Source organism: Flavobacterium microcysteis, from assembly GCF_006385255.1.
Taxonomy (GTDB): domain Bacteria; phylum Bacteroidota; class Bacteroidia; order Flavobacteriales; family Flavobacteriaceae; genus Flavobacterium; species Flavobacterium microcysteis.
On the sequence record NZ_VFJE01000055.1, the window covers coordinates 466,853 to 481,174 of the forward strand.

Sequence of the window (14,322 nt, forward strand, 5' to 3'; positions counted from 1 at the left end):
TTTATTTTCGTAATGATTTTATGTAGGTTGCAACAGATTCTATTTCTGTTGATGATAGTTTTCTTTCCCAACGAGGCATACCTCTTCTGCCTTTAGAAATTACTGAAACCAGTTCCGTGTTTTCCAGACGGCTGATTTGAAGGTTTTTTGCTCCAAATAGTCCTTTTGTACCGTCGCTTCCGTGACATCTCTGGCATTTATGTTCAAAAATAGCTTTACCATTTTCTGAGGTATTGTTTTGAGCTTTGGTCACACAGGTACTCAGAATCAAGAGACAGGTGTATGCGAGTGTTTTCATGTTTTTTCAGCAAAGTTGCTGAGAATCGCATAAAGAAAATAGAATCAAACCGACACGACAGGTTGTATGGCGAAATTATTTTCAAATTCTGACAGGTATAATTTCGGGGTTACACCTGTAAATTCCTTAAAAGTGCGTATGAAATGCGACTGGTCTGAAAAACCATTTTCATAAGCAATGTCAGAAAGTTTGGTGAAATCATACGAATGAAGTTGTGTTAACGCAGAACGAAATTGACAAACTCTTGCAAAGAGGCGGGGAGATACACCAATAGAGTTTTCAAATTTTCTTTCGAACGTGCGTTCCGACATATCGAATTTTTTGTGCAAATCAGTTAAAAGGACTTTGCCGTTATAGCGGATGATTGCTTCTGTGGCGTGTTGCAAGATTGTGTTAGGATTATCTTTTGATGCAATCGAAGTAAGGAAATCTGAGATAAGTCTGATTTGACTTTCAATGGAAGTTGTTTCAGATAATTTTTCCAGCAAAATAGGAGTTGCCTTTGGCTGCAACAATGAAATGTCCAAACAGGTTTCTGTGATTTCGCTGGCATTAATCTTAAAAAGCGAATTTAGTACATGAGGCTTTAGGTAAAAGATAATCTTAGTGAATTGTCCGAAAGAAAAAAGATTAATTGGTTTTATTGTCTGTCCGTAAAGGTAAAAACTACAAAGCTTTTCATTACAGGCATTTGTGAAAAAGCCACGGTCAGATTGGCTGAATATAATACCGGGACAACCATCGGCAAAAAAACGCAAGTAGCTTTCAGACTGTAAAGAATCGCCCGAGGTGATTACCTCGATATGTTTTACAAATGCCGATAGCTGTAATGTTGGAGCTATGGAATTAAAATTCATGGCTGCTTCCGTCTTAATTGATTCACACAAATATACTAAATGTGTATTGTGTTTAGATAAAATAAAAATGTGAATTGTAACGACTTAAAAAGAAATTGAACTGCTCACTAATGGGAATTGCTATAGTATCATAGCAAATTATAATACTGAGTTAATCTTACGTCTCATGAAATCTGAGTATATTTACGTAAAGAAAATAGTATCATTAATTCCTTTAAAATTAGAATTTATGGATAATAACAAAAGATCTTTTGAGGAATCTCTGGAGAGCCTTTTTATTGAAGAAAGTGCTATTCCGGAACAATTCCGAATTGAAGAAATCCACCAAAAAGAATATCTGAGCAACGGAGAAATGAAGAAATGGGCTGGAGAAGTCCATGAAGTTTATTCGCCAATCTATACAAAAACAGCCAATGGGCTACAGCCCAAACTAATAGGTAGTTATCCCGTAGGAACGGAAAAAGAAGCACAGGCATCGCTTGAAGCTGCTGTTGAAGCGTATAATGATGGACGTGGGGAATGGCCGACGATGAGCGTATCAGAAAGAATACATCACGTGGAGTTGTTTACAGGTAAGATGATAGCCAAAAAAGAAATGGTTGTCAGGCTGATTATGTGGGAAATTGGAAAATCATATGCCGATTCAGTAAAAGAATTTGACAGAACAGTAGAATATATTTATGCGACAATCGACTCGCTGAAAAACCTTGATAGGGATTCTTCACGCTTTGAAATTGCAGAAGGTATAGCGGCACAAATTCGCCGTTCTCCACTTGGAGTAGTACTTTGTATGGGACCATTTAATTATCCGTTAAATGAAACTTTTACAACTTTAATTCCTGCGCTGATTATGGGGAATACTATTCTGTTCAAACCACCTAAGTTTGGAACCTTGCTGCACTATCCTTTACAGGAAGCTTTTCAGGAAAGTTTTCCAAAAGGCGTTATCAATGTGATTTATGGTAGAGGAAGCGATATTATCCCTGGATTAATGCACTCTGGAAAAATTAATGTGTTGACACTCATAGGTTCCAGTAAGGTTGCTAATGAGTTAAAAAAGCAACATCCTAAAGTAAACCGTCTTCGCGCAGTGTTAGGTCTTGATGCAAAAAATGCTTCAATTATTACTTCAAAAGCAGATATCGGCTTGGCTGTTAAAGAAACTATTACAGGTTCACTATCATTCAACGGACAACGCTGTACGGCTTTGAAAATTGTATGGGTACATCGAAGTGTAGCCGACCAGTTTTTAAGCGAATTTAGCAAGGCTGTAAGCAATTTGAAATTTGGACTTCCTTGGGAAGATGGAGTGTCTTTGACGCCACTTCCTGAGCCTTATAAAATAGATTATTTAAATGATTGCATTAAGGATGCTGAAGAGCATGGTGCTAAAGTCGTGAATGAAAACGGAGGTGTTTCGAAAGCTTCTTTTTTCTATCCGGCTGTAGTTTATCCTGTAAATGAAAAAATGAAACTCTATCATGAAGAGCAATTCGGGCCTATTATTCCGGTTGTTCCTTTTGATGATGTAGAAGAAGTAATCCAGTATCTGATAGATGCTCAATACGGACAGCAGGTAAGTATTTTTAGTATGGATGCTTCTGAAGTAGGTTCGCTTATTGATCCGTTGGTCAATCAGGTTAGCCGTGTCAATATCAACAGTCAGTCGCAACGTGGACCGGATATTTTTCCGTTTACAGGAAGAAAAGACAGTGCGGAAGGTACTTTGTCTATTCCGGATGCCATTCGTTCGTTTTCGATCCGTTCATTAGTAGCATTTAAAATGAATGACGCGAATAAGGAATTGATTAATGAGATTGTGAATTCAGATAAATCTAATTTCCTAAGCACTAAATTTATCTTTTAGCTTATAGTGGATAGTTGATAGTGGATAGTTGATAGTCGAAAGTCTATAGTTGAAAAGGTCTGCCTTGGGGTGGGCCTTTTTAATTTTCTTCATTTTCAAGAATCTTGATCATCTTGAATGATTTCAGTAAATGGAATAGTCCTGGAAGGATTATCAACCCACCAATTATTAATGAAATGCCCAAAATGGTTATGGTGCTTTCAGGTGCCATATTATCCAATAAACTAATTTGTCCTGACTCTGTAATGATAAGGTTTGGAAAATGGGCTCCTACTGCTGCAGTAAGAATCAGTAAAACCTGTAATCCTGCTAAAAATCGGCACCACACGATTTTTCCTTTACGGATGCTTTTCCATAACGGAACAATCAATAATGCGGATAGTACTACTGCGCCAACTGCATAATAATTTTTAAGTACATCGAGGACAAATTTGTTTTCTTCAAAATAAGCCACAGCAAGCGTTATAAAGCCCAAGATAACAACAACCCAAGTGGCTATTCCGGCTTTACGGATATACATTCTTCTTTCGTATTCTTTAGCCTCTCCAATTAGGAACGTGGCAGAAAGGAACACGCATAAAGCGCTGAAAAAGAAACCTGTCAGGATAGGAAATGGTTGCAGCCAGGGTTTTATATAGACCGAAGCAAAATCGGCATTGGGATGATTTTCAAGAAGAATGATTTTGCCGCTAATCAGGGCTCCATACGTCATGCCTAAGAAGATTGGTGTAACGAGACATGAAAATTCAAACATACGGTCGTACAGTAACTGCGATTTGTCTTTTACGGCATCATAATGGCGGAAGACAAAGGCAACACCACGAAGTGTAATTCCTAATAAAATTAAGGTCAGCGGAATGTGAAGGTAAATGATAATGATATTGTAAAACCCAGGAAAGGCAATCCAAAGGATTACGATTAGGATGATAATCCAGATGTGATTGGCTTCCCATACCGGGCCCATGACGCTATACACTCTTTTTTTGATGGAATCTTGATGGTCTTTCGACGAAAACAATTCCAGTATTCCGGCACCGAAATCAGCTCCACCCAACAAAACATAAAGGAAAAACGAAAACAATGTAAAAAATAAGACAACGTATAACATAATCTTTAGTTTTCAGAGTTATTAAGTACTTTAATCTGGCGTATCATCAGCCAGGTCACTGCAACAGATAGGATAGCATATAGGATTACATACAGGTAAAAGCTATAGATCATTCCAGGCATAGGTGTCACGGCATCTTTTGTACGCATCACATTATGGATTATCCAGGGCTGTCTACCTACTTCCGTAACGATCCATCCAGCTTCCAGTGCCAAAAAGCCTACTGGTGCCAGACAAGCAAAATACAACCAGTATTTTTTAGAAGACTGCCACTTTTTCTTTTTAAGGCTTATAAAATAAAGCAGACCCGAAAACATGAGCAGTGTTCCCAAACCGACCATAATCTGGAATGCATAATGGGTGATAGCAACCGGAGGATGATCTTCTTTTGGAAAATCGTTCAATCCTTTTACTTCTGCATTAAAATCTCCGAAAGATAAAAATGAAAGCGCTTTAGGGATTTCTATCTTATAACTCACGGTTTGGTTTTCTTCGTCTACAATTCCGCCAATATACAGTGGTGCTCCTTTTTCGGTTTCATAATGGGCTTCTAAGGCTGCCAGTTTCACAGGTTGTCTCTTGGCAATATCTTTGGCGGATAGGTCGCCGCTCAAAGGCTGAAGCAAGGCTGCGACAGCTCCAAAAACAATGGCTATCTTAAAAGCTTCAAGGTGAAGCTCCCTATTTCTGTTTTTATAAATCTGCCAGGCGTGTATTCCTGCTACCGCAAAAGATGTGGCAACAAAAGCAGCAAGTGTCATGTGTAATGCTTGTGTAAACCAGGCCGGATTAAGAAAAGCTTTTAGCGGATCGATATTGAGGAATTCACCATTTATATAGTCAAAACCGGAAGGTGCATTCATCCAGCTGTTAGCAGAAACCACTAAAATTCCTGAAGCAACACCGGAAAATCCAACGATAATTCCTGTCAGCCAATGAAATTTTTCAGGGAGTTTGTTCCATCCATACAGATAAAAACCTAAGGCTAACGCTTCAACAAAAAAGGCGGCTCCTTCGAGAGAAAAAGGCATCCCGATAATGGGGCCGGCATGTTTCATGAATTCAGGCCATAATAATCCCAGCTCAAAAGATAAGGCTGTGCCCGAAACAGCACCCGTCACAAAGAAAATAGCGACACCTTTTTGCCAGGATTTTGTCAGTTTAAGAAAGACAGGCTTTCTTGTCTTTAACCATTTGTAATGTGAAATTACCATAAAGAAGGGCATCACCATTCCAATACAAGCAAAGACGATATGGAAAATAAGGGTAAATGCCATCTGCATTCTAGCAGCATCTAAATTATCCATGAGAGTTTCAATTTAGCCTAACAAAGATAGTTCAGAAAAGGCAAGAATCCTTGTTTTTTCTAGCTTAAATTGCTTTAAAATAAAGATTTTATGTAAAAAAAAGTAAGCAGAATTAAATAGGATTTTTAACAAAAAAACAGCTTTGAAATAGAATAGGGGAGAAAAAAACAGTTCGTATCAAAAAAATCATAAAAGAGCCAATTTTATGAAAGGTTTTAGCGTTTTTAGGTTAAGTGAAAAATAACAAATTTTGATATTTCTGTTTTTTGACATGATTTGGAATCAGCAAAAAATAGTATCTTTGGAGCAAATAAATAGCATAATGACCACAACCGAAATGTCCACCGAACTTGAACAGTATTTTCAACAATTCCGAAGCAATATTATAGGTATTGAGCAGGAATTTATTTCTCCTTTTGGAAAAAAGAAAATCATTTATACGGATTGGACGGCGAGTGGCCGCCTTTATCGCCCGATAGAGGAAAAGCTTATGAATGATTTTGGGCCGTTTGTAGCAAATACCCATACTGAAACAACTGTTTCCGGAACAGCAATGACAATGGCTTATCATGAGGCACGACATATTATCAAAAAGCATGTCAATGCAAATGAAGATGATATCCTGATTGCAGACGGAACGGGTATGACGGGCGTTATTAATAAATTCCAAAGAATTCTGGGATTGAAGATTCCTGAAAACCTTCGTGAGTTTACAGCTATTCCAGAAGAGAAGCGACCAGTTGTTTTTGTTTCGCACATGGAGCACCATTCCAACCAGACTTCATGGTTGGAAACCATTGCTAAAGTAGAAGTTATTCCGGCTTGCGAAAAAGGATTGCTGTGTATGGACAGTTTTAAGGCACTTTTAGAAAAGTATAAAAACCATACCCTAAAGATTGCTTCTATTACTTCATGTTCGAACGTTACAGGCATCAGGACGCCTTATTATGAAGTGGCAAAATTAATGCATCAGAACAACGGTGTCTGTTTTGTAGATTTTGCCTGTTCGGCTCCTTATGTTGATATTAATATGCATCCGGAAGATAAAGAAGCTTATTTGGACGCTATTTTCTTTTCTCCGCATAAATTTCTTGGCGGACCTGGTACTTCAGGAATTCTGATTTTTAATAAGAAATTGTATAAAAACATGATTCCGGATCATCCGGGTGGAGGAACCGTGTCATGGACAAATCCTTGGGGTGAGCATAAATATCTTGATAATATTGAAGAGCGTGAAGATGGTGGAACTCCTGGTTTCCTTCAGGCCATCAAGACAGCTTTGGCGGTTCAGCTCAAAGAAAAAATGGGCGTGAAGAACATATTAAAAAGAGAGCATGAAATAATTGACTATGTTTTTTCTGAACTCGGCGCTGTTTCCAATATAAATATTTTGGCAGACCAGCATAAGGACAGGCTAGGGGTGATTTCTTTTTATATAGACGGATTGCATTTCAACTTAGGAGTTAAGTTGTTAAATGACAAATTTGGGATTCAGACCCGAGGTGGTTGCAGTTGTGCCGGAACTTACGGACATTACTTGCTTCATGTTGATGAAGAAACATCACACGACCTTACCAACTTGATTACTGCCGGAGACTTAATCAGAAAGCCGGGATGGATTAGAATGTCAATTCACCCTACAACTACAAATGCAGAGATTCAATTTGTGTGCGAAAGCATCAAAGCAGTAGCTGAAAACCACCAGGAGTGGTCTAAAGACTATGAATACCATAAAAATTCAAACGAGTTTACTCACAAGAACGCTTCAAACCCTGAAAAGGATTTGGTGAAACAGTGGTTTGCTATTTAGGAGATTTATTGCGGAATTTCCAACGTTTGTGTGTCCACAGGTAATATTCTGGAGCTTTTAAGATTTGCTGTTCAACCATACGAAGAAACATATCGGAAATCTGGTAGTTTGGAACTTCCTTAGGATTATCGACCAATTCAGCAAAAGTGGCTTCATAATAACCACGTCTGGTTTTGGTCACATCCACAAAAATTACATTTAGGTCCATTCTTTTGGCAATCATTTCAGCGCCTGTATGCATAGGTACGTTTACGCCAAAAAAATCTCCCCAATGAAAAGCTTTAGAGGCTTTAGGAGATTGATCGCTAGCAAAACCATAGACGCCCTTTATATCATTTTTCTGATTTTCATGAATGACATTGATGGTTTCTTTTGTATCGATAAGATGCGCATGAAATTTGGCACGTATGTTTCTTACCAGTTTGTCAAAATATTTGTTGCGTATTGTTTTGTAGATGGCATACCCTTTAAAAGTGATTTTTCGGTTCATCGAAATCAGCCATTCATAGCTTCCATAATGAGAACAGAATAGGGCGATGCTCTTTCCTCTTTTTTCCATATCCAGATATACATCAAGATTGGTGAACTTGAAACGTTTTTCAATCTCCGAATCTGAAATAGTCATGGTTTTTATCATTTCGACAAAGTTATCGCAGAAATGATGATAGAATTTTTTTTCTATGATACGTTTTTCTTGTTTAGAAAGATGAGGAAGTGCAATATCAAGATTTTCTCGAACCGTTTTCTTTCTGTAGCCAATAATATAATAAACCAAAAGATAGATACAGTCAGAGAAAAAATAAAGCACTCTAAAAGGCAATATAGACATCAGCCACAAGAACGGGTAGAGGAAAATAAAAAGTAGTAATTGCATTCGAGGAATATTTTATGCAAATATAAGGCTAAAGCTGTTAAATAGTATAGTGCTTTTACAATTGATAAAGAAAGGGTTTGTATTTTTACGCTCAAATTACCACTTATGAATATTTTTCTTATCGTTATCATTGCCCTTAATTTGATTGTTAGTTTCAAAGGATTCAACGATTTGTCTTTTTTTAGAAAATATGAGTTTCATGTTGGCAGCATACGAGCCGGAGAACAAGTCCGTATGTTTTCGTCAGGATTTCTCCATGTAGATATTGCCCATTTGGCTTTTAATATGCTAACGCTTTACCTTTTTGCTCCTTATGTGATTTCAGGATTGGGTTCGTTTACCTTTCTTATGATTTATGCCGGTAGCCTTATCTTAGGTAACTTATTGACCATGGCCTTGCATAAAGATGATTACAGCTATAGAGCTGTTGGAGCTTCGGGAGCGGTAATAGGAGTGGTCTATGCTGCTATTTTGGTTCAGCCTGCTTTGGAAATTTATTTTATGCCGGGTTATATTTTTGGTATTATTTATCTTTTGTATTCGATTTACGGAATGAAATCCAAAAGTGATAATATTGGGCATACGGCACATTTTGGAGGCGCCATAGGCGGTTATATCATTACTTTGTCAAGAGCGCCTGTTATTATTACTGAAAATACTTCTACTGTAATTATACTGGCAATTCCGATTGTCATATTATTTATTATGGCAAAAATGGGAAAATTGTAATTTTTTTCTAAAATTTTGTTTTGTTGTCTTCTGAATTTTATAGCGCTTAACTTTCAGTGTTTTATGATAAAAAATAATTAGTTATTTATTTTTAAAACCTGTATTTTTATAGTGGTATTGTAAAATTTAAGACTAAAATCTGAAGGCAATTCTGATATTGGCACGTAATTTGAAAATACTCAGAAAAAATAAACACAAAACACTATGAAAAAAACAATTTTAATCTTGATGACCATTTTTGCAACAGCCGCACAGGCACAGGAAATTAAACAAGTTCCACAGATCAATGTATCTGGAGAAGGAAAAATCAAAGTAACGCCAGATTATGCGATCATCTCTATTGGTGTTGAAAACACAGGAGCTGATGCGGCAGAAGTTAAAAAGAAAAATGATGTAACTGTTGATGCAGTAATCAAATACTTAAAAGGCTTTAAATTGCCTGCATCTGACTACCAGACAAAACAGGTGTACTTGCAAAAAAGCTACGATTACAACAAAAAGAAAAACACTTATGTTGCATCACAGCAAATTACTGTAACTCTTAAGGATCTGTCTAAGTATGATACTTTAATGATGGGGTTGGTTGATACAGGAATCAACAACATTAACGGAGTGGAATTCAAATCTACTAAAGTAGCACAGTATGAATCTGAAGCCAGAAGAGCTGCTGTAGCTGATGCAAAAAACAAAGCTATGGATTATGCTTCTGCACTGAACCAAAAAGTAGGCAAGGCTATCATGGTTTCTGACAACTCTCAAACACACTATCCGGTTCCGGTAATGTATGCTATGAAGGCTGGTGCTGCAGAGGATTCTATGCCAAGAGAAACATTAGCAATTGGAGAAATTGATATTACGGCTAACGTAACGATAAGCTTCTCTTTGGAATAATAACTGAAAAAGAATAATAAAAAAAGCCTGAGGATTTTCCTTGGGCTTTTTTGTTATGTAAACAAAAAACTACGAAAAAATAAGATTTTATGATCAATGATAACCAATTTTAAAAATTATGAATATTCTTTATAAGTTAAGGAGTGATGAGTCTTATTGTATTTATGGATAGAATTTGTGAAAGTTAATAATATATCTCAGAAAGAATTAAAGTTAGAGATTATGAAAACAAGAGGATATGATAATAGATGAGGGAATAAATTATTGTAAATTTTGATTATTTAGCTAATATATTAAGAGGAATTTTTGATATTTTTTAGAGAAAACACATAAATGTCAATTTATTGACTTAAATTTCAATTGATAAAATTGTAAGATAATGGAAGAATCAATTTTTAAAGATGCTCCTAAATTTATATCGCAAAGATTTGCTGCGATAAATAGCTACGTTTGGAACGTTTTTTTTCCTGGTAGCACTTTAAATAAGCATTTGCGAAGGCTTGAGACACAAAAACAAAGGCAATTAGAGCTTCGGAGGTTAAAAAAAATCATAAATGAAGCTTCAATAGCCGTGATGATCTTTTATCTTAAAAAATTTTTTATAGAAGGAACAGAAGCAGCTATAAAGGCTGTAGATACTTTTTTTGATTTTGGAATTGAAGGTTTTCAAATCGGATCAAAATATTTTTCTGGAAGAAATGAAAATGTATTAGCTGGACAAAAATTAGCTGTAACATTAATGGAAAGTATTGATGATCAAGAATTATTGAAGTTGATAAATAATTCTAAATATGCTAATCAGATTGTTGAACGATACAGAAAGTTTATTGAAGAGAAATAATGGCAGACTATCTTTTTGACCAAAAGAAGACGAAGGATGAACTTCGTGTTTTTTTTAAAACGGAGAAAGCAAAACTTAATGATTTTGGTAGTGCTGTAAATCAGACCTTCGAAGCATATGTCTTTGCTAAAGTTATCGAGCATTATAAAGAATTAGGATGTAAGGTAAAGATAATTAACCCTAAAGTAAATGGTGAGTCAGTTTTTAAATTGAAGTTTTCTACAAGAGGTGCGCCAAGTAAATATTCATATGCATTGGTTGAATTTGATGATTATAAATTCCAAGTACGCCACCAGTTACGTATTTCGACGAAATCTGATAATTCTAGACTATCTCATAGTGCTAATATTTGCTGTGATATTTCAATTATTGAAGATAATAATGATTTAGATTTTTATTCAACGGATGATGCATTGCCAAATGGGCAACTAATAAGTTTTGGTGAAGTAAAACATATGTCTGCTTTTGCGGAATTAGTTGCAAGTTTTATAGGACTTGTACATGAATTACAGCCTTCACGGTTGAGAAGAATTAGAACAAGAAACCATGAAGATAATAATCTAGCTCCTTTTCTGTATGTTAGCGGTTATTTAAATCCGACAGCGAGAGGGATTTTTCATAGTATCCAAAAGAGAAAATATGATTTAGATATTTATTCTTACGAAAATCCTATGAAATAGGATTAGTTATAAGTGAAATGCTTGGTTTACATAGAAAGTTAGATTTGATCCCGGTCTATGTTTTTTTGGATAAGTGAATGTGCAACAATTTTGATAGAATAATTTTATATTATTCTAAAACAAAAAAACCTGTAAATCTAAATTTACAGGTTTTTTGTTTGTTGTGGGGGGAGCAGGATTCGAACCTGCGAAGGTTTCCCAACGGATTTACAGTCCGTCCTCGTTGGCCGCTTGAGTATCCCCCCGCCTTGCTTATTGCGGTTGCAAATATAGCACTGTTTTTAGTTTATGCAAGTCTTTTTTGTAGATATTTTACAACAAAATTTTAATGTATTGGTAATGAATAAAATAAAAAAATCTCCACAAGGGAGATTTTTATGATTTAATTCGGAATACGGAATTAAGCGCCCAAAAGCTCTTTTACTTTTGCTTTCAATTCTTCTCCACGAAGGTCTTTTGCTACAATTTTTCCTGATGCATCTAAGATGAAAGTTGCAGGAATTGAAGTGATGTTGTATTTCTTAGCAATTGGATCTTGCCAGAATTTCAAATTTGAAACGTGTGTCCAAGTCAATTTATCAGCTTCAATAGCCTTTTTCCAGCTTTCTGCTTCACCTTCTCTGTCTAAAGATACTCCAACAATGTTTAGTCCTTTATCGTGGAATTCATTGTATAATGCCACAACGTTTGGATTTTCCTGACGGCAAGGTCCACACCATGAAGCCCAGAAATCAATGATTGTTACTTTTCCTAAAGATTCTTTTAGTGAAACGGTTTTACCTTCTGGATTTTTAGCTGAAAAATCAGGAGCTTTTTTTCCAATTTCAACTGCTAAACGATTGTCTAGTTTTTCTTTGATTGCTTTTCCTGGCTTAGTATTTTTCAGTTCAGAAGTAAGACCATCGTATATTTTCTGGATTTTTACGAAATCAGGCTTAGGCGTATTGAAAAGGCTTAGTGTGATTAACGCACTTACGAATGATTTTGGATTTTGTTCTGAATAGCTGTAATACTTTTCTATAATTGGATCCTGAATTTTTGCATATTCTTTCATCAACTGGTTGATTACGGCAGTATCTTTAGCTTGTTGTGCCATAGTCATTTTCTCCATATTTGACTGTTCGAAAGCCATAGCTTTTTTCTGAATGTCTTTCTGGATAGCTTGAGTTTCAGTTTTGAATTTGTTCAATTCTTCGTTGTTATACGTTCCCGTAACTTTTGATTTTCCAAGCGTATCTTTATCAACAGCAATTTTGATATCACCGTTTTCAAGAACGAAATCAATTTGTCCTTGTTTTGATTCAATTTTTAGGAAGTGGATTGATGGTTCTGTAGCTGTACCTTTAATCTCAAATTTTCCGTTTTCGACTTTTACAGTATCAACAGGAATCATTTTTCCCATGATTTCTTCATCCTGTTTTTGAAGGATTACAGTTTTTCCATTTTCGACACCGGTTACAGTACCTGTAATAGTATACTCGTTATCACCTGTTTTGTTGCATGAAACCATTAATGCCGTAACAGAAAGCAATAAAAGGATTTTTTTCATTTTTAATTTCATTTTTGAATTTAGTTTAGCAAAAGTATTTAAAATTATAATCTGATGGAGGTAAACCGCCTAAATTTTAAGAATTATTTATTGGTTGAAGGACAAACAAATGCAGTCAGTTTAGCACTGGTTTTTCGGATGCCCGCCATGCCTTTTTCTACGTTAATCATATTATGGTAGCCTCTCGATTTTAATATGGATGCCATGATCACAGAACGATAGCCACCAGCACAATGCAAGTAGAAGTTTTCTTCTTTTGGAACTTCTGATAATTGCTCGTTAACAAAATCTAATGGGATGTTTAACGCATTTTCAACATGTTCCGCATTAAATTCTCCCGGTTTTCGGGCATCGACAATAATGCTATTCTCGTTTGCTTCCGATTCAAATTGTTCCGGAGAAATCGATTCGATACTGTCCGTTTCAAAACCGGCTTCTTTCCAGGCTGCAATGCCGCCTTTCAAATACCCTAATGAATTATCAAAACCAACTCTGGAAAGTCGGGTAATCGTTTCTTCTTCTCTTCCTTCAGGAGTGATTAACAGCAAAGGCTGTTTTACATCTCGGATCAAAGCACCAACCCATGGTGCAAATCCTCCTTGAATACCAATGAATATAGAACCCGGAATATGGCTTTTTACAAAATCATCTTCATGACGAACATCCAATATCAGGGCTTCTGATTGGTTTGCAATAGCTTCAAATTCTCTTGGAGTTAATGGCTTGAATGATTTTTCTAATATGTTGTCAAGGCTTTCATATCCTTGAATATTCATCATCACATTTTGTGGGAAATAAGCAGGCGGTAGTCCCAGGCCGTCAAGAAGCTCTGCCGTAAATTCTTCACGGGTCATGTCAGCTCTTAAGGCATAATTTGTTTTTTTCTGGTTGCCCAATGTATCTGTTGTCTCCTTGCTCATGTTTTTTCCGCAGGCGCTACCAGCACCATGGCTCGGATAAACAATCAATTCATCTGCAAGTACCATAATTTTGTTTCTGAGCGAATCGTATAAATGAGACGCCAGCTTTTCCTGTGTCAAGTCACTTGACATTTTTTGTGCCAAATCAGGACGTCCAACATCTCCAATAAACAAAGTGTCACCCGTAATGATTCCGTGTTGTTTTCCGCTTTCATCCGTAAGAAGATAACACGTACTTTCCATCGTATGTCCTGGCGTGTGGATTGCTTTTATAGTATAAGCACCCACTTTGAACTCCTGACCGTCTTCGGCTATAATGGCTTCAAAATTTGGATTAGCTGTTGGACCATACACAATCTGTCCTCCTGATTTTTTTGCAAGATCCAAATGTCCCGAAACAAAATCAGCATGGAAATGCGTTTCAAAAATGTATTTTATTTTGGCATTGTCTTTTGCCGCACGGTCAATATACGGCTGTACTTCACGCAAAGGATCAAAAATAGCCGCTTCGCCATTGCTTTCCAGATAATAGGCTGCTTGGGCGATACAGCCGGTATAAATTTGTTCTAATTTCATAATTTTTATATTTGA

The 14,322-nt window shown here is 36.3% G+C and carries 13 protein-coding genes and 1 tRNA gene; 6 read left to right on the forward strand and 8 right to left on the reverse strand.

The window, feature by feature from the left end; translation table 11 throughout:
• Position 1: 1 nt before the first annotated feature.
• Both FJA49_RS13435 and FJA49_RS13440 read right to left on the reverse strand, forming a co-directional pair.
• The gene (locus tag FJA49_RS13435) at positions 2–298 is read right to left on the reverse strand and encodes a c-type cytochrome (protein WP_140001429.1); all 297 of its coding nucleotides are present in this window, start codon (positions 296–298) and stop codon (positions 2–4) included.
• Positions 299–342: 44 nt separating this feature from the next.
• Positions 343–1,155 carry a helix-turn-helix transcriptional regulator gene (locus FJA49_RS13440; RefSeq protein WP_140001430.1) on the reverse strand — a complete coding sequence of 271 codons (813 nt, stop codon included), beginning with the start codon at positions 1,153–1,155 and terminating at the stop codon, positions 343–345.
• Between the two features lie 229 nt (positions 1,156–1,384).
• On the opposite strand from FJA49_RS13440, the gene FJA49_RS13445 reads away from it, so the two are divergent.
• The gene (locus FJA49_RS13445) at positions 1,385–3,022 is read left to right on the forward strand and encodes an NADP-dependent glyceraldehyde-3-phosphate dehydrogenase (protein ID WP_140001431.1); all 1,638 of its coding nucleotides are present in this window, start codon (positions 1,385–1,387) and stop codon (positions 3,020–3,022) included.
• A gap of 79 nt (positions 3,023–3,101) precedes the next feature.
• On the opposite strand, the gene FJA49_RS13450 is transcribed toward FJA49_RS13445, so the two are convergent.
• Both FJA49_RS13450 and FJA49_RS13455 read right to left on the reverse strand, forming a co-directional pair.
• Complete coding sequence (locus tag FJA49_RS13450) at positions 3,102–4,130, reverse strand: cytochrome d ubiquinol oxidase subunit II (RefSeq protein WP_140001432.1); 1,029 nt, start codon at positions 4,128–4,130, stop codon at positions 3,102–3,104.
• 5 nt (positions 4,131–4,135) lie between these two features.
• Positions 4,136–5,437 carry a cytochrome ubiquinol oxidase subunit I gene (locus FJA49_RS13455; RefSeq protein ID WP_140001433.1) on the reverse strand — a complete coding sequence of 434 codons (1,302 nt, stop codon included), beginning with the start codon at positions 5,435–5,437 and terminating at the stop codon, positions 4,136–4,138.
• Between the two features lie 322 nt (positions 5,438–5,759).
• Here FJA49_RS13455 and FJA49_RS13460 point away from each other — a divergent pair, with 322 nt between their 5' ends.
• Positions 5,760–7,247 carry an aminotransferase class V-fold PLP-dependent enzyme gene (locus tag FJA49_RS13460; protein WP_140001434.1) on the forward strand — a complete coding sequence of 496 codons (1,488 nt, stop codon included), beginning with the start codon at positions 5,760–5,762 and terminating at the stop codon, positions 7,245–7,247.
• Here FJA49_RS13460 and FJA49_RS13465 read toward each other — a convergent pair.
• Positions 7,240–8,121, reverse strand: coding sequence for a lysophospholipid acyltransferase family protein (locus tag FJA49_RS13465; protein ID WP_140001435.1), 882 nt, complete (start codon positions 8,119–8,121; stop codon positions 7,240–7,242). The genes FJA49_RS13460 and FJA49_RS13465 overlap by 8 nt on opposite strands.
• A gap of 105 nt (positions 8,122–8,226) precedes the next feature.
• Between FJA49_RS13465 and FJA49_RS13470 the strand changes: the two genes are divergently transcribed.
• The 4 genes from FJA49_RS13470 (at position 8,227) to FJA49_RS13485 (ending at position 11,262) form a co-directional block, all read left to right on the forward strand.
• Positions 8,227–8,850, forward strand: coding sequence for a rhomboid family intramembrane serine protease (locus FJA49_RS13470; RefSeq protein ID WP_140001436.1), 624 nt, complete (start codon positions 8,227–8,229; stop codon positions 8,848–8,850).
• 204 nt (positions 8,851–9,054) lie between these two features.
• The gene (locus tag FJA49_RS13475) at positions 9,055–9,741 is read left to right on the forward strand and encodes an SIMPL domain-containing protein (RefSeq protein WP_140001437.1); all 687 of its coding nucleotides are present in this window, start codon (positions 9,055–9,057) and stop codon (positions 9,739–9,741) included.
• 379 nt (positions 9,742–10,120) lie between these two features.
• Positions 10,121–10,582, forward strand: a complete 462-nt coding sequence (locus FJA49_RS13480; protein WP_140001438.1) for a hypothetical protein — start codon at positions 10,121–10,123, stop codon at positions 10,580–10,582.
• Entirely contained in the window at positions 10,582–11,262 is a 681-nt protein-coding gene (locus FJA49_RS13485; protein WP_140001439.1) for a hypothetical protein, read from the forward strand. Before FJA49_RS13480 ends, FJA49_RS13485 begins: the two co-directional genes overlap by 1 nt.
• A 164-nt stretch (positions 11,263–11,426) precedes the next feature.
• Here FJA49_RS13485 and FJA49_RS13490 read toward each other — a convergent pair.
• From FJA49_RS13490 to FJA49_RS13500, 3 genes are all read right to left on the reverse strand, one after another.
• Positions 11,427–11,507, reverse strand: a tRNA-Tyr gene (locus tag FJA49_RS13490).
• A 155-nt stretch (positions 11,508–11,662) separates the two neighbouring features.
• Complete coding sequence (locus FJA49_RS13495; protein WP_158629489.1) at positions 11,663–12,811, reverse strand: TlpA disulfide reductase family protein; 1,149 nt, start codon at positions 12,809–12,811, stop codon at positions 11,663–11,665.
• An 83-nt stretch (positions 12,812–12,894) separates the two neighbouring features.
• The gene (locus FJA49_RS13500) at positions 12,895–14,307 is read right to left on the reverse strand and encodes an MBL fold metallo-hydrolase (protein WP_140001441.1); all 1,413 of its coding nucleotides are present in this window, start codon (positions 14,305–14,307) and stop codon (positions 12,895–12,897) included.
• Between the last annotated feature and the right edge of the window lie 15 nt (positions 14,308–14,322).